The following is a 24,110-nucleotide window of genomic DNA, read 5'->3' on the forward strand; positions in this document are numbered from 1 at the left end:
CTCCTCGCTCGTGTTTGAATTGTTAGCCAGTTTAAAGGATGTTTATGCCAGCCTATCAACGGATATTATTAAAGTTTAGTGGCGAAGTCTTAATGGGGCGCCAGGATTTTGGTTGGGATATGCACATTATTGAGCAGGTTGCTGACCAGGTTAAGGCTATTCAAGCACAGGGTGTTCAAATAGGTTTAGTGATTGGTGGCGGCAATGTGTTTCGTGGTGCCCAAGTGCAATCGACCAAAATTGCCCGCAGTACAGCCGATCAAATGGGGATGCTGGCGACCTTAATGAACGGCATTGCCTTGCGTGATGTCTTACAGTCTCATGGCGTACAGGCACGATTAATGAGTGCCTGGTCGATGGATGCGTTGGCGGAAACTTTTAATGCTGATGCGGCTAAAAAAGCCTTGGCACAAGGTGATGTAGTGATTTTTGCCGGTGGGTCGGGTAATCCTTTTTTTACCACCGATACGGCAGCGGCATTACGTGGCATAGAAATTCAAGCGGATGTGGTGCTAAAAGCGACGAAGGTTGATGGTATCTATACGCGTGATCCCAATAAATATGCGGATGCCCAGCGTTTGCAAACGCTTACCTATGAACAGGTTATTCAGCAAGACATCGCCGTTATGGATCTAGCTGCTTTTGCGCTGTGTCGTGAGCACGCTATGCCGATAAGAGTATTTGATATGTTAAAACCGGGTGCGCTTGAGCGCATTATAGCCGGGAAAGATGAAGGCACCCTGGTGTCAAAAGGAGAGGCTTAAAATGTTATCTGAAATTCGAAGTGATGCCGATAGTCGCATGCAAAAAAGTGTCGATACCTTGGTGACCAATTTTGCCAAGATTCGTACCGGCCGTGCCCACCCAAGTATTCTGGATTCGGTCAAGGTCGATTACTATGGCTCAGAGGTGCCGATTAGTCAGGTGGCCAATATCAATGTTGAAGATGCGCGTACCCTTACTGTTCAGCCTTGGGAGCAACCCATGCTGCAAAAAATTGAAAAAGCCATCATGATGTCAGATTTAGGGATTAACCCGGTCACGACTGGTAATATGATGCGTATTCCAATGCCGATGCTGACAGAAGAACGTCGTAAAGAATTTGCTAAATTAGCGCGTTCGGAAGCAGAAAATGCCAAGGTTGCGATTCGTAATATTCGACGTGATGCCAATGGCGATGTCAAAAACCTCTTGAAAGATAAAGAGATTACCGAGGACGAAGCACGTCGCTCTGATGATGACATTCAAAAGTTGACGGATAAGTATGTGGCTCAGGTTGATAGCTTGTTGGCAGAGAAGGAAGCCTCATTGCTGGAAATTTAAGTCGAATTTTGTGCGTGTTTAGGGCATAATCTTACAATTCGTGATAAAAATAGCGGCCCATTTTTGGGCCGTTATTCTATTTAGCTAAATGGGATGAATTGTTTGACACACCTCACTAATCAATTAGTATCTAATACTGCACCTCATATTCCCAAGCACATTGGCATTATTATGGATGGTAATGGGCGTTGGGCCAAAAAACGATTCTTACCACGCTATGTAGGTCATCAAAAGGGACGCAGTGCGGTTAGAAAAGTCATCGAAGCCGCCATGAACCGGGGCGTTCATGCTTTAACGCTATTCGCATTTAGCACTGAGAATTGGCGCAGGCCTGCTGATGAAGTCTCTAAACTGATGGCGATGTTTCTCAATGCCTTGCAAAAAGAAGTCGATACCCTGCATCAACATAATGTGCGTTTACGCGTAATTGGTGATAAATCAGGCTTTTCGCCTGACATTCAAAGCTATATTGAGCGTGCAGAAACCTTAACGCAAAACAACACCGCTTTGCATTTAACGATTGCAGCCAATTATGGCGGGCGTGCTGATATTGTCAGCGCTGTTCAGGCCTGGCAGTTGGCGCACCCTGAGCATACACTTGACCAATTGACTCCTGATAGTTTGCAGCCGTTTTTAAGTCTGGCCGATTTGCCGGAACCAGATTTGCTTATTCGTACCGGTGGGGAAGAGCGGATCAGTAATTTTATGATTTGGCAAATGGCCTATGCCGAGTTTTATTTCACCCCAACACTGTGGCCGGATTTTAACGAAGTTGAGTTTGATAAAGCGCTGGCGTCTTTTGCAAAGCGTCAACGTCGTTTTGGTCAAACCGGCGAGCAGGTTGCGCAATGTTAATACCCCGGATTATTACTGCATTAGTTTTATTGGTATTAGCAGGCCTGGCACTCTTTGTCGCGGATGAAACCTGGTGGCCTTACATTGTGCTGGGTGTGGTTGCTCTGGCGGCGTGGGAATGGCCTAATTTGTATGGCATGCGTGCTGAAATGCTTAAGATCAGCTACAGCCTCGTGGTGGTAAGCTGTGTATGGGGTTTGTGGCAACTGGATTTAGCCTCTTGGCTCTATGGTTTGGTCCTGATTCAATTGCTTGCTATCGGCTATGGAGTAGGGCGGTATCAGCGCGCTAAGGGGCAAGTATATGTGTACCAACACCTCTTTGTTGCAATGACCTTAGGCGCGATCTTTATTTCAGCATTAGGACTAGCGCTGATTGAATTACGGTTAAGTTTTTCCGTCGCCCTGTTGCTGTATGCGATGGCTTTAGTCTGGATTATGGATACCGGTGCCTACTTTGCTGGACGTCAATGGGGAAGGCGCAAGTTAGCGATTTATGTTAGTCCGGGTAAAAGTTGGGAAGGCGTTTGGGGTGGTTTAGTCCTTGTCACGGTTTTTGCTGCATTTGTGGCCTTTAGTGGGGGACTTAGTTACCTTACCGGTGAGGCAGTTATTCACAGTCTAGCCTTTATTTTATTGAGTGTGTTGGTTGCGTTTGTATCAGTGGGGGGCGACCTGTTTGAAAGTCTATTAAAACGTCAGTCTGGGATCAAGGATAGCAGTGGTCTATTACCCGGCCATGGCGGTGTATTGGATCGAGTCGATAGTTTATTAATTGCATTACCCTTGTTTTGGGTGGGTTGGACATGGTTAGTAGCGTAATTTGGTCTATTCTGGGTTTTATCGTCTTAATCGGTGTATTAGTCACCATTCATGAATGGGGCCATTATGCGGTTGGACGCTGGTTTAAAGTAAAAGCCGAGGTATTTTCTGTTGGGTTTGGTAAACCGATTTGGACTCGTCAAGTCGGCGAGACGCAATTCCAATTAGCCGCTATTCCATTAGGCGGCTATGTTCGTTTTTTGGATGAGCGCAATGGCCCGGTGGCAGTTGAAGAACAGCACCGTGCTTTTAATCGCCAATCCGTTTATAAACGTTTTGCTATCGTGGCAGCCGGGCCGGCGATTAATCTCGTGTTTGCTTGGCTGTTATATGTGTTTATTTACTCCGTGGGTGTGGCACAACCTAAAGCGATCTTCGTGGTGGACAATCCAGCCTCTGCGGTAGGCCAGGCTATGTCATCGCTAACTTTATCAACGCAAGCTGATAATCTTGAGCAGCAGGCCTGGTGGATTACGCAAATAGAGGGGCGCGATATTTATGGCTGGCAAGGCGTGTCACAAGCACTGGTACAAGGGCTGATTAATCAGCGTGCTAGCCTAAACCTGACGCTCTCTCCCGATGTCACGGCGGACAGTCCACAACAGCTTGTTTATGTAGACTTACCTATTGGTCAGCTAAATATTAATGATTTTAGTGCCGAAAGTTTGTTTGAATTGGGTTGGACTCGTTACTTGCCAAGTTTACCCGCTAAACTGGACCGAGTTATTGCAGGCAGTCCCGCTGAACAAGCCGGTTTGCGCACGGGAGATCTGATTGAGCGGGTGAATGATGATTGGGTGATTAGCTGGCAGGCTTTAGTGGCCTGGGTGCACGCTAATCCGGGTCAGTCCGCAGAAATAACCTATCGTCGTGATGGTGCAGAGTTTAATACTTGGGTACAATTAGCCGAATTGAATGTCAATGGTGAGCGTCGTGGTCAGTTGGGAGCGAGCGTTTACCAAGATCCAGAATTGATTAAACAGTATCAACAGACTCAGCAGCTGGGCTTATGGGCGGCATCCTTAGCAGGCTATGAGCAGACGAAGGCCTTGATTAACATGACCTTAACGATGCTGAAACGGATGGTTTTAGGTGAAGTCAGTCTAAGCCATTTGTCTGGACCGATTAGTATTGCTGATTTTTCTGGTCAAGCTATCCAGTCAGGCTGGGTGCAGTTTTTAACCCTAATGGCATTGCTGAGTTTAAGCTTAGGTATTTTGAATTTATTGCCGGTTCCCATGTTGGATGGGGGGCATTTAACTTATTATGTATATGAAATGATACGTGGCAAGCCCGTAAGCGAAGGCTTTGAGATGGCAGCGCAGCGTGTTGGATTTTTAATGATTGCAGGCTTGACGCTTCTGGCGATTTCCAATGACCTGCTAAGGCTATCAAATGGATAAAATGATTACTCGGTACTTCAAACCTAAATTGCTGGCAACCCTGTGTGCATTAAGTTTTGCATCTGCGGCCGTCGCTGAAGATTTTGTTATAAGTGATATCCAAGTACAAGGTACCGAACGTATCGGGTTTGAAACCCTCAACACCTATCTTCCTGTTCGAGTCGGTGAAACCCTAACACTGGGTTTAGAGCAGGAAAGTATTCGTGCATTATTTCGAACCGGCTTTTTTAATGATATTGCCCTGTTTCGCGGTGACAATAACGAGTTAATTATTCAAGTGGTCGAGCGACCCTCAATTGCCGACATCACTATTAAAGGCAATCGGTTGATTAAAACCGATGACCTTAAAAAGGCGCTAACCGGTCTGGGGATTACCCAGGGTAAAATTTTTAATCCGGTTGAAATGGAACGCGTCATTTTAGATTTACGCCGCCAATACCATAACCAAGGTTACTATGCCGCGCAGGTGCAAATCACCTCGGAAGATTTACCACGTAATCGTGTGGCACTTAATATTGATATTACCGAAGGCGCTCCAGCGGCTATTGAGCGGATTAGCCTGGTGGGTAACAACACCTATACAGACCGCCGGTTGAAAGGACAGTTGTTATTAAAAGAAACAGTGGTGTTTGGCAGCGCAGATAAATATTCGCGGCCGAAATTGCAGGCCGATTTGGAAACATTACGTTCATTTTATTTGGACCGAGGGTTTGCTGAATTTGATATCAATTCATCGCAAGTGGCGCTATCGGAAGATTTAACTGAAGTTTATATCTCAGTGAATATGACCGAAGGTCCGCAGTATCGCATTGATCAAATAAGCTTTAGTGGATCAGAGCGCATCGGCGAAGACGAACTGCGAGAATTGTTGAGCTTGGAAACGGGTGAGCTATTTTCACGTAGTCGCATCATAGCGGGCATTAATGCCATTCGAGACCGTTTTAGTGATTTAGGCTTTGCGTTCGCGGAAGTAGATCCACGCGTGGATTTGAACCAAGAAGACCAACTGGCTAGCATTAATTTTGTGTTAGAAGAAGGTTCACGGGTTTATGTGCGTCAAATCGAAATTGAAGGCAATACGCGTACTCGTGATCATGTACTTAGACGTGAAATGCGTCAGTTTGAAAGGGCACCTTATTCACTGCAGGCTGTGCGCCAATCTACGTCTCGTTTAAATAGATTGGGTTATTTCTCGAGTGTGAATGTCGATACGCGTCGTGTCTCTGATGACGAGGTTGATTTAGTGATTCGAGTGGAAGAACAGCCCACTGGCTCGTTTACGGCAGGCATTGGTTTTTCCCAGTTGGATGGTATCAGCTTTAACCTAGGGATTGCTGAAAAGAACGTTTTAGGCACGGGTAACGAGCTAGAGCTGAGTGTCAATTCATCGGTAGCCATTCAAAGTGCGGATTTAGGGTTTACCAATCCTTATTTCACCAAAGATGGTGTGAGTTTATCAACGGGGCTTTTTTATAGTAAAGTCAATGCCTCTGAGCTAAATATCACCGACTATACGCTAGATCGCATTGGCGCACGAATCAGTGTCGGTTACCCAACTTCAGAACTGACCCGTTTAAATATGGGCTTGCGTATTGAAGAGGTAGGCGTGAACTGTAATACCAGCAATTTTGTTGACTGTAATAAATTTGTAAGTGACTTTGGTAAGCAAAATGCGGTCCTATCGCTTACCGGTGGTTGGCGTTATGATAGCCGCAATAGCTTCTTCTTCCCGACGGAAGGTCATCGTGCCAGCCTATCGGCCCAAGCCGCTATCCCAGGTACATCGGATGTCACCTTTTACAAAGTCTTTTTAGATGAAGCCTGGTGGACACCACTAACCGAAAACTTCACGTTAAAATTATCTGGCTCCTTGGCTTTTGGTGAAGGCTACGGCGATTTAACTCGTCTGCCGTTCTATGAACGCTTCTTTGCCGGCGGTATTGGATCAGTACGCGGCTTTGAGCCAAACTCATTGGGTGGTTTTTATACTCCCACTGAAGGTTCAAATCGTCCTCGTGGTGGGGATGCACGTGCGATCACCACCGCTGAATTGGTCTTCCCCATGCCTCTAATTGAAGATTCAAGTAATATTCGTTTGAGTTGGTTTGTCGATGGCGGTAATATTTACTCCACATTGGATGGCGTTGATCCAAGTGAATTTAGAATTGCTACAGGTTTAGGTTTTTCCTGGATTACACCGGTTGGGCCCTTAGCGTTTAGCTTCTCTCGACCACTCAAAACTGAAAAGGGCGACAAAACCCAGTCGTTTCAGTTTAGTTTAGGTGTGCCTTTTTAATCTCAATAGGCTTACAATATAAAGAAGTGTTTTACTATTGTTCATAAAATTAGTGGAATTGAAAATATGCGTCGTTGGATAGCTGTAGCATTAGTTGCAACATGGATGGGGATGTTCTCAGGGCATAGCTTAGCGCAAACTGGTGCTGTTAAGGTCGGTGTCGTGAATGTGGCGGTATTATTAGAGCAGTCTCCCCAAGCCAAGTCGGCTAGTGCCGGTTTGGAACAAGAGTTTTCTGTCCAGCAACAAGAATTGATTGGCTTAAACAATCAAATGGAACAAAAACAACGCGAGCTGAATCGTGACCGATTAGCCATGACGGAATCACAACAAAATTTGCGTGAACGCGAAGTGGCGATCCTGGGACGTGAAATCCAGCGTAAGCGTAATGATGTACAAGAGTTACTTAATATTCGTCGTAACGAAGAGTTGGCTAAACTACAAAATGTTGTGAATGATGCCATTCGTGAAGTGGGCCAACGGGAAGGTTTCGACCTAATTTTGTATGAAGGCATCGCGTTTACGAGTTCGCGCATTGATTTAACCGAACAAGTGTTACGTTACATGACCGAGCTTCATGAACAGCCGCGCTCCAACTTTAATCGTTAAATCTAGCCTACTTAAATAAGGTCTTTGCTGGTGAGTTATTCAGGACAACAACTACTAAATCAATTGCTGCAGTATGGTATGGATGCGCAGCCGGCTGGCGAACTTCCCGCCGAGATAACGGGCATTGCACCTTTGGAAATCGCGCAGCCAACAGAATTAAGTTTTGTCAGTCAAACCAAGCACTTACACAAGGTGGCTGCATCACAAGCAGGGTTGTTGTTAATTAAGCCAGAATGGCTTGAACAACTGAATAAACCTTTACCCGCGCTACTCGTGCCAGACCCCTACGCGGCGTTTGCGATATTAGCGCAGTTTTTTTATCCACTCCCTCGTCATGCATCAGGCATTCACCCGCAAGCGGTGGTTAATCGCGGTGCGCAAATTGCTTCATCTGCCGTGATTGGCCCATTTGTAGTGATTGAGGCGGGCGCAGTGATTGGTGAAGACGTCGTTATTTCATCGCACAGTCGAATTGCGACGGGCGCCAAGGTAGGTGCCAGAAGTCGAATTGATAATAATGTATCCATTCTGCATAACTGTGAAGTAGGTGAGGATTGCCATATTAAATCAGGTGCGGTCATTGGTGGCGATGGCTTTGGTTTTGCACCCTACCAGGGACGTTGGTTAAAAATTCCTCAAATTGGACGTGTCTTAATAGGTAATCGTGTTTCGATCGGCTCAAATACTTGCATTGATCGTGGCGCCTTGAACGACACCATAATTGGCGATGATTGTATTATCGATAACCTAGTCCATATCGCACACAATGTTGAGGTGGGACAGGGCACGGCAATGGCAGGTCAGGTTGGCATTGCAGGCAGCACCAAGATTGGTGCATATTGCGTGTTTGCAGGCCAAGCTGGAGCCGTTGGGCATGTTACTATTGCCGATAAAACAACTTTTATGGCGCGTGGCGCACCGGCTAGTGATATTGCTGAATCAGGTGTGTATTCAGGTTTTCCGGCCATACCACACACGCAATGGCAAAAAACTAAAATTCAAACTCGCAAATTGACTGAATTGGCACAGCGTGTCAAACAGCTTGAAAAAAACGTGGCAAAGTTCTCAACTGACGACTAGGCTTGATACTTTCTTTTATTTGGAAAAATAAATTACATGCTAGATATTAAAGATATATTCGATTACTTGCCGCATCGTTATCCCTTTTTATTAGTGGACCGGGTGACTGAAATTGAGCTGGGCGTGTCACTCAAAGGCTATAAAAACGTAACCTTTAATGAGCCCCAGTTCACAGGACATTTTCCCAACAATCCGATTATGCCCGGTGTCATGATTGTTGAAGCTATGGCTCAGTGCACTGGTATTTTGGCGTTTAAATCTCAGGAAGTAAAACCTGATGGTAGTACTATGTATTATTTAGCCGCAATTGATAATTGTCGTTTTCGTCAACCGGCGGTGCCAGGTGATCGTCTCGATTTTTCAGTGGTCACTACGGGGCAAAAAAGGGGCATTTGGAAATTTGAATGCGAGACGCGTATTGATGGCAAAGTCATTGCTTCAGCTGATCTAATGTGTGCTGAACGAAAGGTTTAATTATGACTGCGTTAATTCACCCAACTGCCGTTATTCATCCGCAAGCCGAATTAGCAGATGATGTGCGGGTAGGCCCTTATTCTGTTGTTGGGGCGAATGTCAAATTAGATCAAGGCTGTCAGCTCGATTCCCATGTGGTGATTGAAGGCTACAGCCAAATTGGACCCAATAATCGGTTTTTTCCGTTTAGTTGTATTGGTGCCGAGCCGCAAGATAAAAAATATCGCAATGAGCCCACTGAGCTTAGAATTGGCAAAGGTAACACTTTTCGTGAAAATGTGACAGTGAATACCGGTACGGTTCAAGATATTGGTTACACGCAGATTGGCGATCATAACTGGATTATGGCTGGCGTCCATATTGCTCACGATTGTGTCGTTGGTAATAATACGATTTTTGCCAATGCCGTGGCACTTGCCGGTCATGTGAAGGTCGATGATTGGGCTATCTTAGGTGGCTACACCTTGGTACATCAATTTTGTCATATTGGCGCGCATGCGTTTTGTGGTATGGGCAGTGTGATTAACCAAGATGTGCCTAATTATGTGGTGGTATCGGGAAATATTGCCAAACCGCATGGCATTAACTCGGAAGGACTTAAACGCCGTGGTTTTAATGAAGCGCAGATTGGTTTAATTAAAAAAGCCTATCGGGTTTTATATCGCAAAGAGCTTAAGTTAGCCCAAGCTGTTGCCGAAATGATGCAAATGAACGATGCGCAAGGCACGCTTGATGCATTAATTGCCTTTTTAAATCAAGATCACCATAGTGGCATTATCCGTTAGCAGTAGGTCAACCGATCAGCCCGTTTTTGCACTAGTAGCCGGTGAGCTGTCAGGCGATACATTGGGCGCTGATTTGATGCAGGGATTGCTCGCTCGCCATCCAAATGCTCGTTTTGTGGGTATTGGTGGCCCGAAAATGCAAGCACTAGGTTTGGAAAGCTGGGCGGATATGAGTCAGCTATCAATTATGGGGTTTGCCGAGGTAATCAAGCATCTGCCCAAATTACTAAAACTGCGTGCTCAGCTTGCAGCACAAATTATTGCACTCAAACCAGATGCGTTTATAGGCATAGATGCGCCTGATTTTAATTTAGGCTTGGCTAAAAAACTCAAACAAGCAGGCCTGGTGACGGTTCATTACGTTAGCCCGTCTATTTGGGCATGGCGTCCCAAACGTATCCATAAGATTAAAGCTTCGGTATCCGGCATGTTGGTGCTGTTTCCGTTTGAAGAGGCACTCTATCAGCAACAGCAAATTCCGGTGGCCTGTGTAGGTCATCCGTTAGCAAAACAAGTGCCGAATGATCCGGATGATGTCAGTCAGATTCACGCTGCAAAAGCATCACTCGGTATGTCGGACGATCAACCAATCATGGCGGTGTTGCCGGGTTCGCGATTGAGTGAAGTCACCACCATGGCGCCGATCTATTTGGATACGCTTTTAAAGTTACATCCGCGTTTTCCGGCCTATCAGTTTGTTATCCCCTGCGTCAATCAGCGGATTTATGAGTTATTGGCCGACATGCTAGCGCAGCAAGCACCAGGTCTGCCGATCAGCTTAGTGCAAATGCCTGCGCAACCTGTGCTGCAAGCCAGCGATCTCGTGCTCGTTACCTCCGGTACGGCAACCCTTGAAACGGCCTTAATGGCCAGACCGATGATCATAGCGATTAAAGTTCACCCAGTATCTTACTGGATTATGAAGCGGATGGCCTTATTGTCCTGGGTCGGCTTGCCGAATATTCTAGCGCAACAAACGATCGTGCCTGAGTTTATTCAGGATGAGGCGCGTGCCGACAAATTGGCCTTAGCTTTGGGGCAATTGTTGGTCGATGAGCAAGCTCGCGCATCACAACGACGTGCGTTTTATCAACTTAAAGACACGCTCACTCGTGAGTCTGGTCAGCTAGCGGCGCAAGCTGTTTGTGAATGGGCTGGGCTGGCTACCCCTGTCGAGAGGGCGTAATGGCTCAAACCCAGCCAACATTAGCGCGAATTATATTAACAGCCGAGCAATATCCAACCTCAGTGGGGGTCGATGAAGTCGGTCGTGGTCCATTGGTGGGCGAGGTGGTCGCTGCAGCCGTAGTTCTCCCGGCTGATCATGGTTTAGTACTAGCGGATTCTAAAAAACTTTCGGTCACTAAGCGTGAAGCGCTGGCTGAACAGATTAAAGCCGTCGCATTGGATTACGCTATAGTCGGTGCAACACCGGCACAAATTGACCAGTTAAATATCCTGCAAGCCACATTATGGGCCATGAGTCAGGCGGTTGAGCAGTTAAAAACCAGTTTTAAGCAGGTCTATGTGGATGGCAATCGCTGTCCAGCGCTGAATGAACCTTGTCAACCAGTGATAAAAGGGGATGCACGCCTAGATATTATTAGTGCTGCGTCCATTATTGCCAAAGTCTATCGTGATCAACAAATGGATCTGCTGCACCAGCGTCACCCAGACTATGGTTTTGCGCAACATAAAGGCTATCCGACGGCCGCTCACCTCGCTGCACTGGAAAAATATGGTCCACTAGCAGAACACCGCCGCAGTTTTAAGCCGGTACAAAGTGTTTTGAAACTCCGTTGAGTGCAATTTAATTTTGTTATACTTTAAACCTAATATAATTTAATTGACGATAACTTAACCACGCTTATCCTCATCATAAACACAGGTGTGCCATGTCAACCAGTCTTGAGCAAATCGAAAAAACGGCTAATCTAAGTAAAAACAATCAATTAAGCCTCATGATCTTTCAAGTTCACTTTAGTGATGCTAAGCATCAAGAGCCGCCTTTTTATGGCATGAATGTATTTAAAGTGCGTGAGGTTTTAGAAGGGCGTGCTTACCCCGTTTCCCCTATGCCTGATGCAAATCACCTCGTTGAGGGGATGATTTCGTTACGCGGCGTCTACTTGCCGGTCATTGATTTGCCGAAGTGGATGGGCTATCCGATGACAGCAGAACAGCGAGAAAAGTCGATTATTATTGTGGCTGATTTTAGTCGTAACTTTATCGGCTTACGTGTGGCGCATATTCATGGCGTTGAAGAGAAAGATTGGCAAGACATCAAGCCGGCGAGTAACTACAACCTTAATGCGCAATCTGCACAGATTGTTAACCACACCTATTTAGAAAATTCTGACAAGCTTTGTTACATTCTTGATATTGAAAAACTATTGATTGAAGCCATGCCAACTATGGCTAAAAAAGTCTTTTCATCCGCGCAGGAAGTGGATCCTACGCTCGTTAAAGTCAGTGAAGTGATGCGTAAAAAAACCCTTCTTTACGCCGAGGACAGTCGCTCGATTCAGCAATATATGAATCAAGTGTTTGAGCGTTTAGGTATTCCGGTTAAAGGCTTTGATAATGGCCGGCTATTACTCAACTATTTAGCCAGTTTAGACAATGTCGATGACATCTCAATGGTGTTTACGGACCTTGAAATGCCGGTTGCATCGGGTCACACAGTGATTAAAGAAATGCGCGCCCATCCAGAATGGCAAAAGCTACCGATTATTGTGCACACCTCAATGACCAGTGATAACAACGAGCGAGAAGTATTAGCGATGGGGGCCGATGGCTTTATTGGTAAGGTGGATACCCATTTGATCGTTGATACCATTGAAAAATTACAACAAACCCATCCACGCTTCAAAAAAGCGTAATTATCAAAAAATTAAGCCATAAAAAAACCGCCTGATCAGGGCGGTTTTTTGTGTCATCCGGTTGCGTCTCAACTAAGACGCCATTCAATTAACGCTGACGCGCTTTGAACTTAGGATTGGTTTTACAAATAACGTAAACCTTACCGCGACGACGCACAACTTGGCAGTCTTTATGACGTGTTTTTGCTGATTTTAATGAAGATAAAATTTTCATGTTTATTACCTAGGTTAGTGTTGATTCAAATTTGAAGTGCGCATTCTACTCACAATTCCCCTAAATGTCTAGCGATTACAATCAATAATACACAAGATAAGGGGTTTAAGGTATCCTAAGCACTTTTGTATTAACCTGCGGCTGAGGAAGAGCGTTTGGCTAAATCCGACCTTAAAACAACCTTAACGACTATTTTTGCATGCGACGGTAGGCTCAGTGAGTTTGTCGAGGGGTATCAGCCGCGTCAAGCACAAGTCGACTTAGCTCAAGCAGTCGCAAAATCGATTGATGATGCAGGCCTGCTTGTCGCAGAAGCGGGCACTGGGACCGGTAAAACCTTTGCCTATCTCATCCCAGCGATATTATCAGGCAAAAAAATCTTGGTATCCACCGCCACCAAAAATCTGCAACAGCAACTGGTCTTAAAGGATTTGCCAAAATTAAAAAAAATTTGTCAGCGCTACCCTAAAACCCTATTGCTAAAAGGGCGAGAAAACTATCTTTGCCAAGCAAGGTTAGAGTTAGCGCCGCTGCAAGAAGCCTTGTCGAAAGCTGAAAAACAAACGCTTGGACAGATTCAAGTGTGGGCCAGCAAAACCAAAACCGGCGATTTAAGTGAATGCCCAGGTTTAACTGAACAAGATGGGTTATGGCAAAAAGTCTGTGCCAAACTGGAGTTTTGCCAAGCCAATAATTGCCAAAAAGACAGTGACTGTTTTTATCCGCAACGCAAAGTACAAGCCAGTGAAGCGGATATTATCGTGGTCAACCATCATTTGTTTTGTGCTGATCTGGCATTGCGCGAACAGGGCATTAGCGAGTTGTTACCGGCTTGTGATGTGTATATTTTTGACGAAGCGCATCAACTCGCCGACATCGCCGCACAGTTTTTAGGGTTTAACCTCAGTCGTTTTCAACTCGAAGAGTTGGTTCGTGAAATAAAAGAGGCGCAGGCGGCTGAAGCCGCGGATAGTCAAGATTTAGTCGATCGGGCTCAGGCATTACAAGCGCATCTTAAGGCCCTCAACGCGACATTAGGCAGTTGGGATAAACGTTGGACGTGGCAAGAACTGCAAGCGATCCCAGCGTTTATGGACGCGGTCGATGAATTATTGAGTCATTTGCAAGCGCTTTATGATCAACTTAGTCAATTAGAAAAACGCGGTAAATTGTTGGCGAGTTTGGCACGAAAAGTCCAAAATTGGGTCGAAAATCTTGCCCATTGGATTCAAAGTGATGACCCGACTCAAGTACGCTGGGTGGAGTCATCACAAGCGCGCTTTCGGTTAAGTTTAGTGCCGCTGAATGTTGATGGCCCCTTTAATCGACAACGCGCCGCACTCGGCGGCAGTTGGATTTTCACTTCCGCGACCTTAAGTGTGCAGGGGCAGTTTGACTATTTTATGCATCGGCTGGGGGTGCAAAAAGCGGAGACGCTCGCCTTAGCCAGTCCGTTTGATTATAGCAAGCAAGGCGCGATTTACCATCCAGTTGGTTTGCCTGATCCCAAACAAAGCGATTACATTAAAATCTGTTTGCGTGCCGTCTGGCCGTTATTGCAATTAAGTGGCGGGCGGGCGTTTTTACTCTTTACCAGTTTTAAAGCACTCAATGAGGCGAAAGCGATTTTAGCCCCGCACTGGGATGGCGAATTATTTGTGCAGGGAGAGGGCGATAAAAATAGTCTGCTTGAGCAGTTTAAACAGGCGAAGCGCGCGATATTGCTGGGTACACAAAGCTTTTGGGAGGGCGTCGATGTGAAAGGTGACGCATTACAACTGGTGATGATTGACCGCATTCCGTTTAGTCCACCCGATGATCCAATTGTGCAAGCGCGCGAAGCCTATTTAAAGTCACAAGGTTTAAACGGCTTTGCCCATTTTCAATTGCCTGAAGCGATTATGAACCTTAAACAAGGCTGTGGGCGCTTAATTCGCGATACCGAAGACCGTGGGGTGCTGGTGTTATGTGATCCGCGCTTAACCCAAAAAGGCTATGGCAAACGCATTCGTGACAGCCTGCCGCCTTTTCCCTGGTATGAGCAGCCTGAGCCCGTTAAACAATTTTTATCGAAATAAAGGAAAGCCCTGCATGTCAGCGATTTTAGCCCTTGATGCCACCACGGCTAATTGTTCAGTAAGCCTCGTGTTTGAAGATGGTCATGCCATAACCCGCAGCGAATGGGTACCACAAGGTCATGCACGCGTGATCTTGCCTTGGGTTGATGAGGTGTTGCAGCAAGCGCAGCTTGATCCCCACAGCTTACGAGCGCTAGCCTGGGTGCAGGGACCAGGTGCCTTTACCGGCTTACGCATTGCTGCCGGCGTGGTGCAAGGCTTAGCAATGGGGTGGCAAAAGCCGGTGATTAGCTTGCCAAGCTTGAGTGTGTTAGTCAGTCAAATCCCACTAGCTAAGCGCGTGGTGGGTGGGCGTTATTGGGCGTTGCTCGATGCCAGAATGGATGAAGTCTATGCGCAATCCTTTCAGTATCAAGCGCAAGGTTTTGTGGCTGAAAACGATCCGCAACTTTGGCCGATTGCCGATTTAACCATGGCGTTAGCTGAGCCACATCAAGGCAGTATCGGGGATTTAATGAATCTAAAGCATGGCTGGGATACCATTAAACCGCTGCTTCATAACTGGCGTGCGGCTTGGCCCGAAGCTGAAGCGGCGGGGCGTTTGGCCTGGTCGCAGCTTGACCAGGCCTGGTCACTTGATCAGGAATTACCCGAACCGATTTACCTGCGCCCATCAGTGGTAAAATGACTCGATTGCCAAAAAAATGTGCAACACCTGTTAAGTCCTAGACTTTAAAGGTTTTTACGGTAGATTAATAAAGTTGCACACAAACTTATCCACAGTTTCTGTGTAAAACATCACAAGGAGAGACCATGGCTCACTATCGCACCCTATTGGTTGCTATTGATTTTTCAACTTCTAGCACTAAAGCCCTTGCGCGTGCGCAGGCCTTAGCTAGCACCTTTGATGCAACCCTGCATGTGTTGCATGTTACCGAATTACCGAGTTATCCGGTCTTGGAAGATGTCGCGATTACGGGGGTAGCGGGTGCGTGGGTAGAAGAATTAGCCGATAAAGCTGTCGCAGCGGCAGAACAACGTTTAACCAAGTTAGTGGCCGAAGCGGGTATCTCGGCCCAGCATGTTAAAGTCGTAACTGGCGTGCCACGTTTGGCGATTGTCGCTGAAGCGAAAGCCTGTCATGCAGATTTGATTGTGGTTGGACGACGTGGCTTATCAGGCCTGCAACGTTTGTTGGGTTCAACCGCCGATAGCGTATTGCACGATGCCCCTTGTGATGTATTAGCCGTCAGTTTAGACGATTAATCATTTCGATAAAAACTCGAGGATGTTATGCAAAAGAAAAAAGTTTCCCGTTTAGCAGCAGGCCTGCTGATTGCCCAGGCCAGTTTTTTGCCGTTTTCAGTGTCAAATGTTGCGGCGAATCAGGTTGCGCAAAAGAGTGCCAGTGCAACCCATGCGCCGGCGCGGGTCGGACAATTCAACGTGGGTGATCAAGTTTTTGTCGGTTTGCCATCCAATACGATACGAGATGATGCGTTTATTATCGGGCGTGTCACCCACATTTTGGACAATGGCGATTACCAGCTGCAAGTGATGGATTATGTCGAAGGTCATGACTACGGCGCGTTTTGCACCCCCGTGGCGGTGAGTACCACCAGTGAATACGGTGATGGCTGGGAGCTATGGCAAGATACCCGTAGCCTGCGTCAGGCTAATTTAGAGTTTGTAGTACCACGTGATTCAGTGATGCCTTATCGCACCGGTCAATACCACTATATCGAACGCAACAATACCTGGGTGGTCTATGGTCGTTGGATTTCCGATGCGCCGATTCTAGCCCCAGAACGTATTGAGCGAGCACGCAATGATGCACCCAACTATGGTTTAGAAGGGATGACCGATGCGTTTAATCTAGCGATTGCCCATCGGATGGCGTTTTATGAAAACGGCTGGGGCCGCCCTTATTGGCCTTATGAAACCGTACCGTTTTTAAATGGCTTGTTAGACGAAGTAGAGCAGATTCTTGCTGAGGATGAGCAAATTAAAGCATTGTTTTTTGCCAAGCCGCGTGATCGTGAAGTGTTAAATTCATCAGTTAGAAATGTTTTTTTAATCAGTGCATTAGACAAGCTTGTTAAGGACAGTTACAACCAGTTATATGAAGACTTGTCCAAAGCCGATGCGCAAGATGTTGACCGCTTAACCGCGCGTTTAGCCAAATTAGGCTATGAGCCACGTCGATGATTAATTGGTTTCCTGGGCATATGCACAAGGCCCGCAAAGAGATCGCTGAAGTCATGCCACAAATGGATGTGGTGATTGAAATTCTCGATGCGCGGCTGCCTTTTTCAAGTGAAAATCCGCTGGTTGCTGGTTTGCGTGGCGATAAACCCTGCATTAAGTTGCTTAACAAAGCTGATCTCGCGGATCCCGAGCGTACTCAGGCCTGGTTAGACTATTTTGAGTCTCAGCAGGGCGTGCAAGCCTTAGCGATAAGTGAAAAAAATTCTACTACGCTGGCTCCAATCTATCAGCGTATCGATAAAGCCCTAGCCGGACGCGATTTAGCGATTCGCGGTGGACGGGTGATGATTATGGGCATACCCAATGTCGGCAAGTCCACCTTAATTAACGCCTGGGTTGGTAAAAAGATGACTAGAACCGGCAATGAAGCCGGGGTAACGCGTTCGCAACAAAAAATTAAACTCGCTAATAACCTTACGCTGACCGATACACCAGGTTTTCTATGGCCAAAGCTCACGCCGCCCGAGGCCGGTTTTCGGTTGGCGATTAGTGGTGCAATTAAAGAAACGGCTTACGACTATATCGACCTGGGTTTATTTACCGCGCAGTTTTTAATCCAGGCTTATCCTGATGCGCTAACAGCCCGTTATGGCGTCGATTTAACTGCATTAGCAGGCCTGCTGCCAGAAGAACAAGATGAAGCCTTGCTGACTCAAATTGCCCAAAAACGCGGCTGTATGCTGCGCCCAGGCAGTGTGGACTGGGACAAGGTGTGTCGTTTGTTAGTCAATGAAGTACGCGATGGTAAGCTCGGTACGCTCACTTATGAAAGTCCGGCGCAATGTGCGCAAGAGGTCGCCCGCGCGCAGCAAGCTGACGCTGAAAAAGCGCAATTAAAAGCGCAAAAAGATGCCGAGCGCAAAGCGCGCACGCGTAAAAATCGAAAATAATATGTAGTTTTGCGTATATTTTAGGTTTTTACTTAGTTTATTGACTAATTTTTATACGTACTTTTACTAAAGTCAACCTTGATTCAATTCGAATCGTTGGTCTAATATAAGTAGGAGTCAGACTATGAAAAAGTTAGTAGCAGGCCTGGTGTTGAGTTTGTCTATGCTAGGTTCAGGTTTAGCCATGGCAATGGGCAGTGTCAATATAAACCAAGCCAGTGCGCAAGAGTTGGCTAATGCGTTAAGTGGGGTAGGGATGGCAAAAGCACAAGCGATTGTTGATTATCGCGAAATGCATGGCCCATTTGAATCGATTCAGGATTTAGTCAAAGTGTCAGGTATCGGTCTGCGCATTTATGAAATGAATGAATCAAAATTACGCTTAGCCGAGGGTGATTAGGCTTGGTTAAGCGCGATTAATCGCGTTGTAATAATGCAGCAATCTGTTGTTTCGATAGATCCCAGCGATTATGTACCCACAAGTACTGGCTGGGATTTTTTTTGATTTCATGTTCATACAAGGTATGCAAACGTTGGGTGTCTTGGGCATCATCGCCACTCGGAAAACCATCTAGCGCGGGATAAAACCTCACCACATAATACCAGCCCTGTTTGGGGTAGCGAACCGGGTCGAAGCGGCGTTCGGTAAAGGTTGGTACCACTAAGGCTTGGGTCAGTGCGGCAAGTTTTGAGGTGGCGGTATGGCTTTTGGCGGGTTGACCAAAAAATGGAATAGTAACATGGCCTTTGCCCCGATAACGCTGATCAGGTAAGTAGCCAAGTGCCTGTTTTTGGCGTAATAGTTTAATCATTTTACGCGTGTCGTTGGCACTGACCGGTAGCGTAGTATGCTCGCCAATTTGGAAGGTGCGGCCACGTAAAATTAGCGCATCCACTAAAGGATGATCATGTGGGCGGTAAATGGGGTGCAAATGCATTAACCGACTAAATAGCAGGCCTGTTATCTCTAAATGAGTAAAGTGCGGGGTGAGCATAATTAAGCCTTGGTTTTGCGCACGTGCTGCTTCAAGGTGTTCTTTGCCTTCAAACTCTACCGCTAATCTATCTTCGCGTTGATCACTACGATAAGGCCCAAACCAGGTTTCAGTCATTTCAGCAAACACTTGGATGCCCAGCGATTTAAAGTGTGCTTTCGCAATGGCTTGACGTTCTAGTGGCGTTTTTTCAGGAAAAGCGAGCGCTAAGTTGGCTAAAACCAAACGGCGTCGTGAACGGGCTAGGGCATACAGCACTATGCCAAGCCATTCACTTGCGCGATAACGCAATTTAAGCGGTAATTTGCTCAATAGCCAAAGCAAGCCGACACCTAGCCAAATGCCCCAATATGGGGGTGCCTTAAATTGTCGCAACAACTCAATCACGTGAGTCATCTCCCTTTAACTCACCTTGCTGCTGCAGTCTTGCATAAGCTCCTTGCTTAGCCAAAAGTTGGCTGTGCGTGCCCAGTTCAACCAATTCCCCTTGGTCAAGCACCGCGATTTGATCCGCTTGTTCAATGGTACTTAAACGGTGGGCAATAATAATTACTGTGCGATTTTGGCGCAGCTTTGCCATCGCCTGTTGAATCATCGCTTCACTTTGATTATCCAGTGCCGAGGTGGCTTCATCCAATATTAATATGGGTGCGTTTTTCAAAAATGCACGCGCAATTGCAATACGCTGCCGCTGACCACCGGATAACAGTGCACCATTATCACCAATCATGGTATCCAGGCCTGCTGGCAGCTTTTCGATAAACTCCCATGCATGCGCATCCTTGGCGGCCTGGATAATCGCGGCTTCATCAAATTCTTCGTGTCCATAGGCAATGTTGGCGCGAATCGAGTCATTAAATAGCACGACATGCTGACTTACAAAGGCAATGTGTGAGCGTAGATAATTGAGTTCAATCTGTGCCAACGGCGTGTGATCCAATAAAATCTGCCCGCTAGTCGGGGCATAAAAGCGGGCAATTAAATTAACTAGTGTGCTTTTGCCACTCCCCGACGCCCCAACTAGGGCGGTGGTTTGATAGGCCGGGATGGTTAAATTGACGTTTTTAAGGGTTGGTGTTGTCGCTGTGTCATAGTAAAACACGAGGTTTTTAAGTTGCAACTCGCCTTTAATCGGTGGGGTTTGGGTACCGGAATTGGTTTCATTATCTATGGCTAGAAAGTCAAAAATACTCTCCGCAGCGGCCAAGCCTTTTTGGAGCGTGATATTGACGCTAGTTAAGCGGCGAATGGGATCAAAAGTTAACGCCATGGCTAAAATAAAAGAAACCAGTTCGCCTGGGGTAAAGGCGCCATCTGCGGCGAGTTTCATAGCAAAATAGACCACAAAAGACAGGGCAATCGCTGCAATAACCTGCACTAAAGGCACGTTCAATGCCGATACGCGAACTTGTTTAATGTTGTATTGCATTTGTTTGGCAAGGACTTGATTAAATCGACTGATTTCATAGCCTTCAGCACCATAAATTTTAATATCTTTATGTGCATGAATACTTTCTTCAAGTTGTTGGGTTACTGCCCCCATATTTTCTTGCGATTTGCGGCTGTACTTGCGCATTAATTGGCTAGCCTTATTAATCAAGAAGGCGACCACCGGTGCAATAACTAACATCAGCAGTGTCAGCTCCCACGAAACATAGAGCATATAGGCGACCAGTGCAATAATCATTAACGTATCGCGGATTAAAATAACCCATGCATTAACCAAGGCTTGACTCGTTTGCGATACGTTGTGGGTAATTTTTGACATCAAGTGACCGGATGTAGTTTCTTGAAAACTTTGCAAGGTCATAAATTGCAGTTTTTCAAACATATCATGGCGGATTTGTAAGGTAGCGCGTTCGCTAATCCATTGACTCACAACTTTACTGATGTATTCAAATACCCCTTTAAAAACAAACACTAAAGCTAATAAAAAAGGCAGAACCACAAAGCTATTTGGATCTTGTTCAATTAAGCCGATATCGACCAAATCTTTTAACACATAAGCTGTGGCCGGTTCTAAAAGTGCAATGATGACAAGACTGAACAGGGTTAAAGCGATGGCTGATTTGTACGGAACAATGTAGCGTAATAGTTTGCCATAGAGTCGTAATGATTGTTTATCGTACATAGGTAGGCCTAGTTATTCGCGACGTAAAAGACCGTTGACAATCAAATTAGCCCAGCCTTGGCTTTGAAAGTTTTTAGCGAGTTCTTCAGGGTCATAGTACTGATCTACCCATTGCCAAAACTCGACTTCAGGATGCTCAACGGTAAAGGCTTCATAACAATCGAAAAAATAATCTAAACGACCTGTATCGGCCCAACGGAAATGGCCATATTTGATGGCTAGCTCTGCGCGAGCCTCACTAACAGGTTCTTTCAAACGTGTAATACGGTAAAGCACGCTGGCTAAACCAGCACGATCAGCGCCCGATTTGCAATGCATAAGAATAGGATACTCGGCTGTATCAAACATTACTTTTAGGGCACTAAGTTCAGATATTTTTGGCATCCGTCTTGAAGATAGTTTAATGTTTATAAGCTTTACATCAAACTTCTCACACGCTTCAGCTTCAAGTAAGTGTGCACCAGACCGGTTCGCTTTACGCAAACTCACGATGGTTTTAATACCATACTTGCGTTTTATTTTTTTAATAAAACCCGCAGAAGGATGATTGCTTCGGTAAGCTTCTGGGCTTAGTTGGTAAAAATTACGATAGACTTTGCGGAGGAGTTCATGGTCAATAAACCACGCATGTAGGATGGCTACAATGCGTTGACCAATGGATAGCTGAGAAGAAGATGACATCAATAGGGTTCTATTCAATTAAAAACTCGCTTATTCTACCGTTTTTACAAATAAAAAGGTAATAGACTGAGTTATGGCGACAGTGACTTCCCTTTCACGGCTTTTAACAACGCTATGGTGCTATGTCGTTGGTCGTGCAAAATTCCATTATGCAAAATATCGCTTACCTAATCCACAGCCTTTAACCTTAAAAACATCAGATTCGTTTGTTGAAGCCTTGGTTGATGACCCGAGCTACCAAAACCTACTAAATTTTCAAAAGCAGCATAATGACCCACTTAGGCTAATAACATGGATAGAGTTACAGGGTGGTGACCGTTTAAAGTCTGCATTGTCAACCGCTCCTGAAACTTGGTTAATGCTAAAAGATGCAACGGACATGGCACAAATACTTCATGATATGCCTAGATTTAAGCAGGCTGTGCATGACTATGATGCTCAGATCCAATTAAGTTCTGCTCAGGCCTGTTTTTACGGGCGAGGGCATGGCATGGATAGCTTGAACATTTATCGTAAGATTGAATCCAATAACACTGGCGAATTGTTTGAAAAAATCTACTTAAAAACCAGTCGTGATTGGCAGTTGCAGGCCTGGTTGTATGCTCAACTACAGCCTCATCTTAATCCAGAGGTTATTAAATTACCCGCATTGATCAGCACCCAGGAAGGTGAGCGTCTTGTTGCGGCGTATTTTGAATTTATCAAAGACCCGCTTGATGATATTCAAGCTAAAAAGAGCTTGTTACAGCGGGGTATCGCGATTCAGCAGGAGCTATGGCGCATCTCATCAGACTACCCAGAACTGCTCAAAACGCTGCCAAAAAATGTAGATCAACTCTCAGCTATTCCGCTGTTTAATGCGTGTCTGCAACGATTGGCAAGTTTTGAGCAGGAACTAAACAAATATTTAACTTTTGAATTCAATATGCACTGGTTGCAGCACCAGCTTGCGATTGTTAACCAGCATCCAAAACAACTGTGTCATGGTGATATTCATGGTAAAAACTTGTCATCAGCGGGATGGGTGATCGATTGGGATAATCTAGGCTACTACCCCATAGGCTATGACATGGCACTGCTATTGTCTAAGGTACAAAATATTTACTCTATCGAGCAGTTAGAGCAGGTAATTGAACAGAATGTGCTAATGCATTACTCGGCCAGCTTTGCGCTTAAAATTAAAATCAACATGATGTTCTTAATGGCCGTGTTGTATGCGCGCAAGGTAAATGAGCGTATCACCATGGAGATGCTTGCCAGCATATTGGAATGGTTGGAGCGGCATGCGCACTAAAGTGCTAAAATATAGACAATTCAAAACTAATAGAAATTAACTTAACAAGCAGGATGTAACATGATTGTAGTCACCGGTGGGGCAGGGTTTATTGGCAGTAATATTGTGAAGGCGCTGAATGCACAAGGACGCAGCGATATTATTGTGGTGGATAATCTTAAAAACGGTAAAAAGTTTATCAATATTGCCGATTGCGATATCGCTGACTATCTGGATAAAGAAGACTTTCAAGCGCGTATTTTTGCCGAAGAAGGGCTGCCAAAGATTGACTGTATTTTCCATGAAGGCGCGTGTTCGGCCACCACCGAATGGGACGGCAAATATGTTATGGATAATAACTACGAATACTCCAAAGACCTGTTGCATTTTTGTTTAGACCGCAAAATCCCGTTTCTGTATGCATCTTCAGCGGCTACCTATGGTGATGGCCCGACTTTTATTGAAGACCGACAATATGAAAAGCCGCTCAATGTATATGGTTACTCAAAGTTTCAGTTTGACCAATATGTGCGCCAAATTCTGCCCCAAGCGCAAAGCCAAGTGGTTGGGTTTCGTTATTTCAATGTCTATGGGCCGCGTGAACAACACAAAGGCGATATGGCCAGTGTCGCATTTAAACTGCATAACCAAATTCTGCGCGGTGAAAATCCTAAACTGTTTGGCGAGTACGATGGCTATGGCCCGGGCATGCAAACCCGCGACTTTGTCTATATCGAAGACGTGGTGAAGGTCAATTTATGGTTTATGGTAAACCCTGATAAATCCGGCATTTTTAATCTCGGTCCTGCCGCAGCCGAGCCGTTTAAAAACGTGGCCGAAGCCGTCATCAATTTTCACGGCAAAGGGCAGATTGAATATATTCCGTTCCCGGAACACTTAAAGGGTGCCTATCAAAGCTTTACTCAAGCCGACAATACGCGTTTGCGCCAGGCCGGTTATAGCGACAAATTTCACACCGTAGCGCAAGGGGTGCAAAAATACCTCAGCTGGCTAACGGAAAATAAACATTTCTTAGATTTTAGTCGATGATT

General features: G+C 45.8%; 25 protein-coding genes. 21 read left to right on the top strand and 4 right to left on the bottom strand.

Going from position 1 to position 24,110, the window contains the following annotated elements; genetic code table 11:
* The first annotated feature begins 44 nt into the window (after nt 1-44).
* From pyrH to THIAE_RS04015, 13 genes are all read left to right on the top strand, one after another.
* Entirely contained in the window at nt 45-764 is a 720-nt protein-coding gene (gene pyrH / locus THIAE_RS03955; RefSeq protein ID WP_006459149.1) for a UMP kinase, read from the top strand.
* A gap of 1 nt (nt 765) precedes the next feature.
* Nucleotides 766-1,323, top strand: a complete 558-nt coding sequence (gene frr, locus THIAE_RS03960) for a ribosome recycling factor (protein WP_006459148.1) — start codon at nt 766-768, stop codon at nt 1,321-1,323.
* Nucleotides 1,324-1,416: 93 nt separating this feature from the next.
* Nucleotides 1,417-2,178, top strand: coding sequence for a polyprenyl diphosphate synthase (uppS, locus tag THIAE_RS03965; protein ID WP_006459147.1), 762 nt, complete (start codon nt 1,417-1,419; stop codon nt 2,176-2,178).
* Entirely contained in the window at nt 2,172-2,999 is an 828-nt protein-coding gene (locus tag THIAE_RS03970) for a phosphatidate cytidylyltransferase (RefSeq protein ID WP_006459146.1), read from the top strand. Before uppS ends, THIAE_RS03970 begins: the two co-directional genes overlap by 7 nt.
* Nucleotides 2,984-4,402: an RIP metalloprotease RseP gene (gene rseP, locus THIAE_RS03975; protein ID WP_006459145.1), complete on the top strand. Its 1,419-nt coding sequence runs from the start codon at nt 2,984-2,986 to the stop codon at nt 4,400-4,402. The genes THIAE_RS03970 and rseP overlap by 16 nt, the downstream gene beginning before the upstream one ends.
* On the top strand, nt 4,395-6,698 hold the full coding sequence (gene bamA, locus THIAE_RS03980) for an outer membrane protein assembly factor BamA (RefSeq protein WP_006459144.1): 2,304 nt from the start codon (nt 4,395-4,397) through the stop codon (nt 6,696-6,698). The genes rseP and bamA overlap by 8 nt, the downstream gene beginning before the upstream one ends.
* A 66-nt stretch (nt 6,699-6,764) precedes the next feature.
* Nucleotides 6,765-7,307: an OmpH family outer membrane protein gene (locus THIAE_RS03985; protein ID WP_006459143.1), complete on the top strand. Its 543-nt coding sequence runs from the start codon at nt 6,765-6,767 to the stop codon at nt 7,305-7,307.
* Nucleotides 7,308-7,337: 30 nt separating this feature from the next.
* Nucleotides 7,338-8,387, top strand: coding sequence for a UDP-3-O-(3-hydroxymyristoyl)glucosamine N-acyltransferase (gene lpxD, locus THIAE_RS03990; RefSeq protein ID WP_006459142.1), 1,050 nt, complete (start codon nt 7,338-7,340; stop codon nt 8,385-8,387).
* Nucleotides 8,388-8,423: 36 nt separating this feature from the next.
* The gene (gene fabZ, locus THIAE_RS03995; protein WP_006459141.1) at nt 8,424-8,861 is read left to right on the top strand and encodes a 3-hydroxyacyl-ACP dehydratase FabZ; all 438 of its coding nucleotides are present in this window, start codon (nt 8,424-8,426) and stop codon (nt 8,859-8,861) included.
* A 2-nt stretch (nt 8,862-8,863) separates the two neighbouring features.
* The gene (gene lpxA, locus THIAE_RS04000) at nt 8,864-9,646 is read left to right on the top strand and encodes an acyl-ACP--UDP-N-acetylglucosamine O-acyltransferase (protein WP_006459140.1); all 783 of its coding nucleotides are present in this window, start codon (nt 8,864-8,866) and stop codon (nt 9,644-9,646) included.
* On the top strand, nt 9,630-10,832 hold the full coding sequence (gene lpxB, locus THIAE_RS04005; protein WP_006459139.1) for a lipid-A-disaccharide synthase: 1,203 nt from the start codon (nt 9,630-9,632) through the stop codon (nt 10,830-10,832). The genes lpxA and lpxB overlap by 17 nt, the downstream gene beginning before the upstream one ends.
* The gene (gene rnhB / locus THIAE_RS04010; RefSeq protein WP_006459138.1) at nt 10,832-11,449 is read left to right on the top strand and encodes a ribonuclease HII; all 618 of its coding nucleotides are present in this window, start codon (nt 10,832-10,834) and stop codon (nt 11,447-11,449) included. The genes lpxB and rnhB overlap by 1 nt, the downstream gene beginning before the upstream one ends.
* 92 nt (nt 11,450-11,541) lie before the next feature.
* Nucleotides 11,542-12,528, top strand: coding sequence for a chemotaxis protein CheV (locus THIAE_RS04015; RefSeq protein ID WP_006459137.1), 987 nt, complete (start codon nt 11,542-11,544; stop codon nt 12,526-12,528).
* A gap of 88 nt (nt 12,529-12,616) precedes the next feature.
* Here the strand turns inward: THIAE_RS04015 and ykgO are convergent, their stop codons facing one another.
* Nucleotides 12,617-12,742, bottom strand: coding sequence for a type B 50S ribosomal protein L36 (gene ykgO, locus THIAE_RS04020; protein ID WP_006459136.1), 126 nt, complete (start codon nt 12,740-12,742; stop codon nt 12,617-12,619).
* Between the two features lie 155 nt (nt 12,743-12,897).
* On the opposite strand from ykgO, the gene THIAE_RS04025 reads away from it, so the two are divergent.
* The 6 genes from THIAE_RS04025 (at nt 12,898) to THIAE_RS04050 (ending at nt 18,378) form a co-directional block, all read left to right on the top strand.
* Nucleotides 12,898-14,820, top strand: a complete 1,923-nt coding sequence (locus tag THIAE_RS04025) for an ATP-dependent DNA helicase (RefSeq protein WP_006459135.1) — start codon at nt 12,898-12,900, stop codon at nt 14,818-14,820.
* A 13-nt stretch (nt 14,821-14,833) separates the two neighbouring features.
* Nucleotides 14,834-15,508 (top strand): tRNA (adenosine(37)-N6)-threonylcarbamoyltransferase complex dimerization subunit type 1 TsaB, encoded by a 675-nt coding sequence (gene tsaB / locus THIAE_RS04030; RefSeq protein ID WP_006459134.1) that lies wholly within the window; start codon nt 14,834-14,836, stop codon nt 15,506-15,508.
* Between the two features lie 125 nt (nt 15,509-15,633).
* Nucleotides 15,634-16,086 (top strand): universal stress protein, encoded by a 453-nt coding sequence (locus THIAE_RS04035; RefSeq protein WP_006459133.1) that lies wholly within the window; start codon nt 15,634-15,636, stop codon nt 16,084-16,086.
* Nucleotides 16,087-16,113: 27 nt separating this feature from the next.
* Nucleotides 16,114-17,028, top strand: a complete 915-nt coding sequence (locus THIAE_RS04040; protein ID WP_006459132.1) for a hypothetical protein — start codon at nt 16,114-16,116, stop codon at nt 17,026-17,028.
* Nucleotides 17,025-17,978: a ribosome biogenesis GTPase YlqF gene (gene ylqF / locus THIAE_RS04045; RefSeq protein WP_006459131.1), complete on the top strand. Its 954-nt coding sequence runs from the start codon at nt 17,025-17,027 to the stop codon at nt 17,976-17,978. The genes THIAE_RS04040 and ylqF overlap by 4 nt, the downstream gene beginning before the upstream one ends.
* Nucleotides 17,979-18,102: 124 nt before the next feature.
* Nucleotides 18,103-18,378 carry a ComEA family DNA-binding protein gene (locus THIAE_RS04050; protein WP_006459130.1) on the top strand — a complete coding sequence of 92 codons (276 nt, stop codon included), beginning with the start codon at nt 18,103-18,105 and terminating at the stop codon, nt 18,376-18,378.
* 16 nt (nt 18,379-18,394) lie between these two features.
* Here the strand turns inward: THIAE_RS04050 and THIAE_RS04055 are convergent, their stop codons facing one another.
* Genes THIAE_RS04055 through THIAE_RS04065 form a run of 3 tightly spaced genes read right to left on the bottom strand, consistent with a single transcriptional unit; the run spans nt 18,395 to nt 21,785 of the window.
* The gene (locus tag THIAE_RS04055; protein ID WP_006459129.1) at nt 18,395-19,369 is read right to left on the bottom strand and encodes a lysophospholipid acyltransferase family protein; all 975 of its coding nucleotides are present in this window, start codon (nt 19,367-19,369) and stop codon (nt 18,395-18,397) included.
* Nucleotides 19,353-21,104, bottom strand: a complete 1,752-nt coding sequence (gene msbA / locus THIAE_RS04060; RefSeq protein ID WP_006459128.1) for a lipid A export permease/ATP-binding protein MsbA — start codon at nt 21,102-21,104, stop codon at nt 19,353-19,355. The genes THIAE_RS04055 and msbA overlap by 17 nt, the downstream gene beginning before the upstream one ends.
* Before the next feature lie 12 nt (nt 21,105-21,116).
* Complete coding sequence (locus THIAE_RS04065; RefSeq protein WP_025299301.1) at nt 21,117-21,785, bottom strand: fused DSP-PTPase phosphatase/NAD kinase-like protein; 669 nt, start codon at nt 21,783-21,785, stop codon at nt 21,117-21,119.
* A 73-nt stretch (nt 21,786-21,858) separates the two neighbouring features.
* On the opposite strand from THIAE_RS04065, the gene THIAE_RS04070 reads away from it, so the two are divergent.
* Both THIAE_RS04070 and rfaD read left to right on the top strand, forming a co-directional pair.
* Nucleotides 21,859-23,079: a phosphotransferase gene (locus THIAE_RS04070; RefSeq protein ID WP_006459126.1), complete on the top strand. Its 1,221-nt coding sequence runs from the start codon at nt 21,859-21,861 to the stop codon at nt 23,077-23,079.
* A gap of 60 nt (nt 23,080-23,139) precedes the next feature.
* Nucleotides 23,140-24,108 (top strand): ADP-glyceromanno-heptose 6-epimerase, encoded by a 969-nt coding sequence (gene rfaD, locus THIAE_RS04075; protein ID WP_006459125.1) that lies wholly within the window; start codon nt 23,140-23,142, stop codon nt 24,106-24,108.
* The last annotated feature ends 2 nt before the right edge of the window (nt 24,109-24,110 follow it).

Origin of the sequence: Thiomicrospira aerophila AL3, assembly GCF_000227665.2 — a bacterium.
GTDB classification, from domain to species: Bacteria; Pseudomonadota; Gammaproteobacteria; order Thiomicrospirales; family Thiomicrospiraceae; genus Thiomicrospira; species Thiomicrospira aerophila.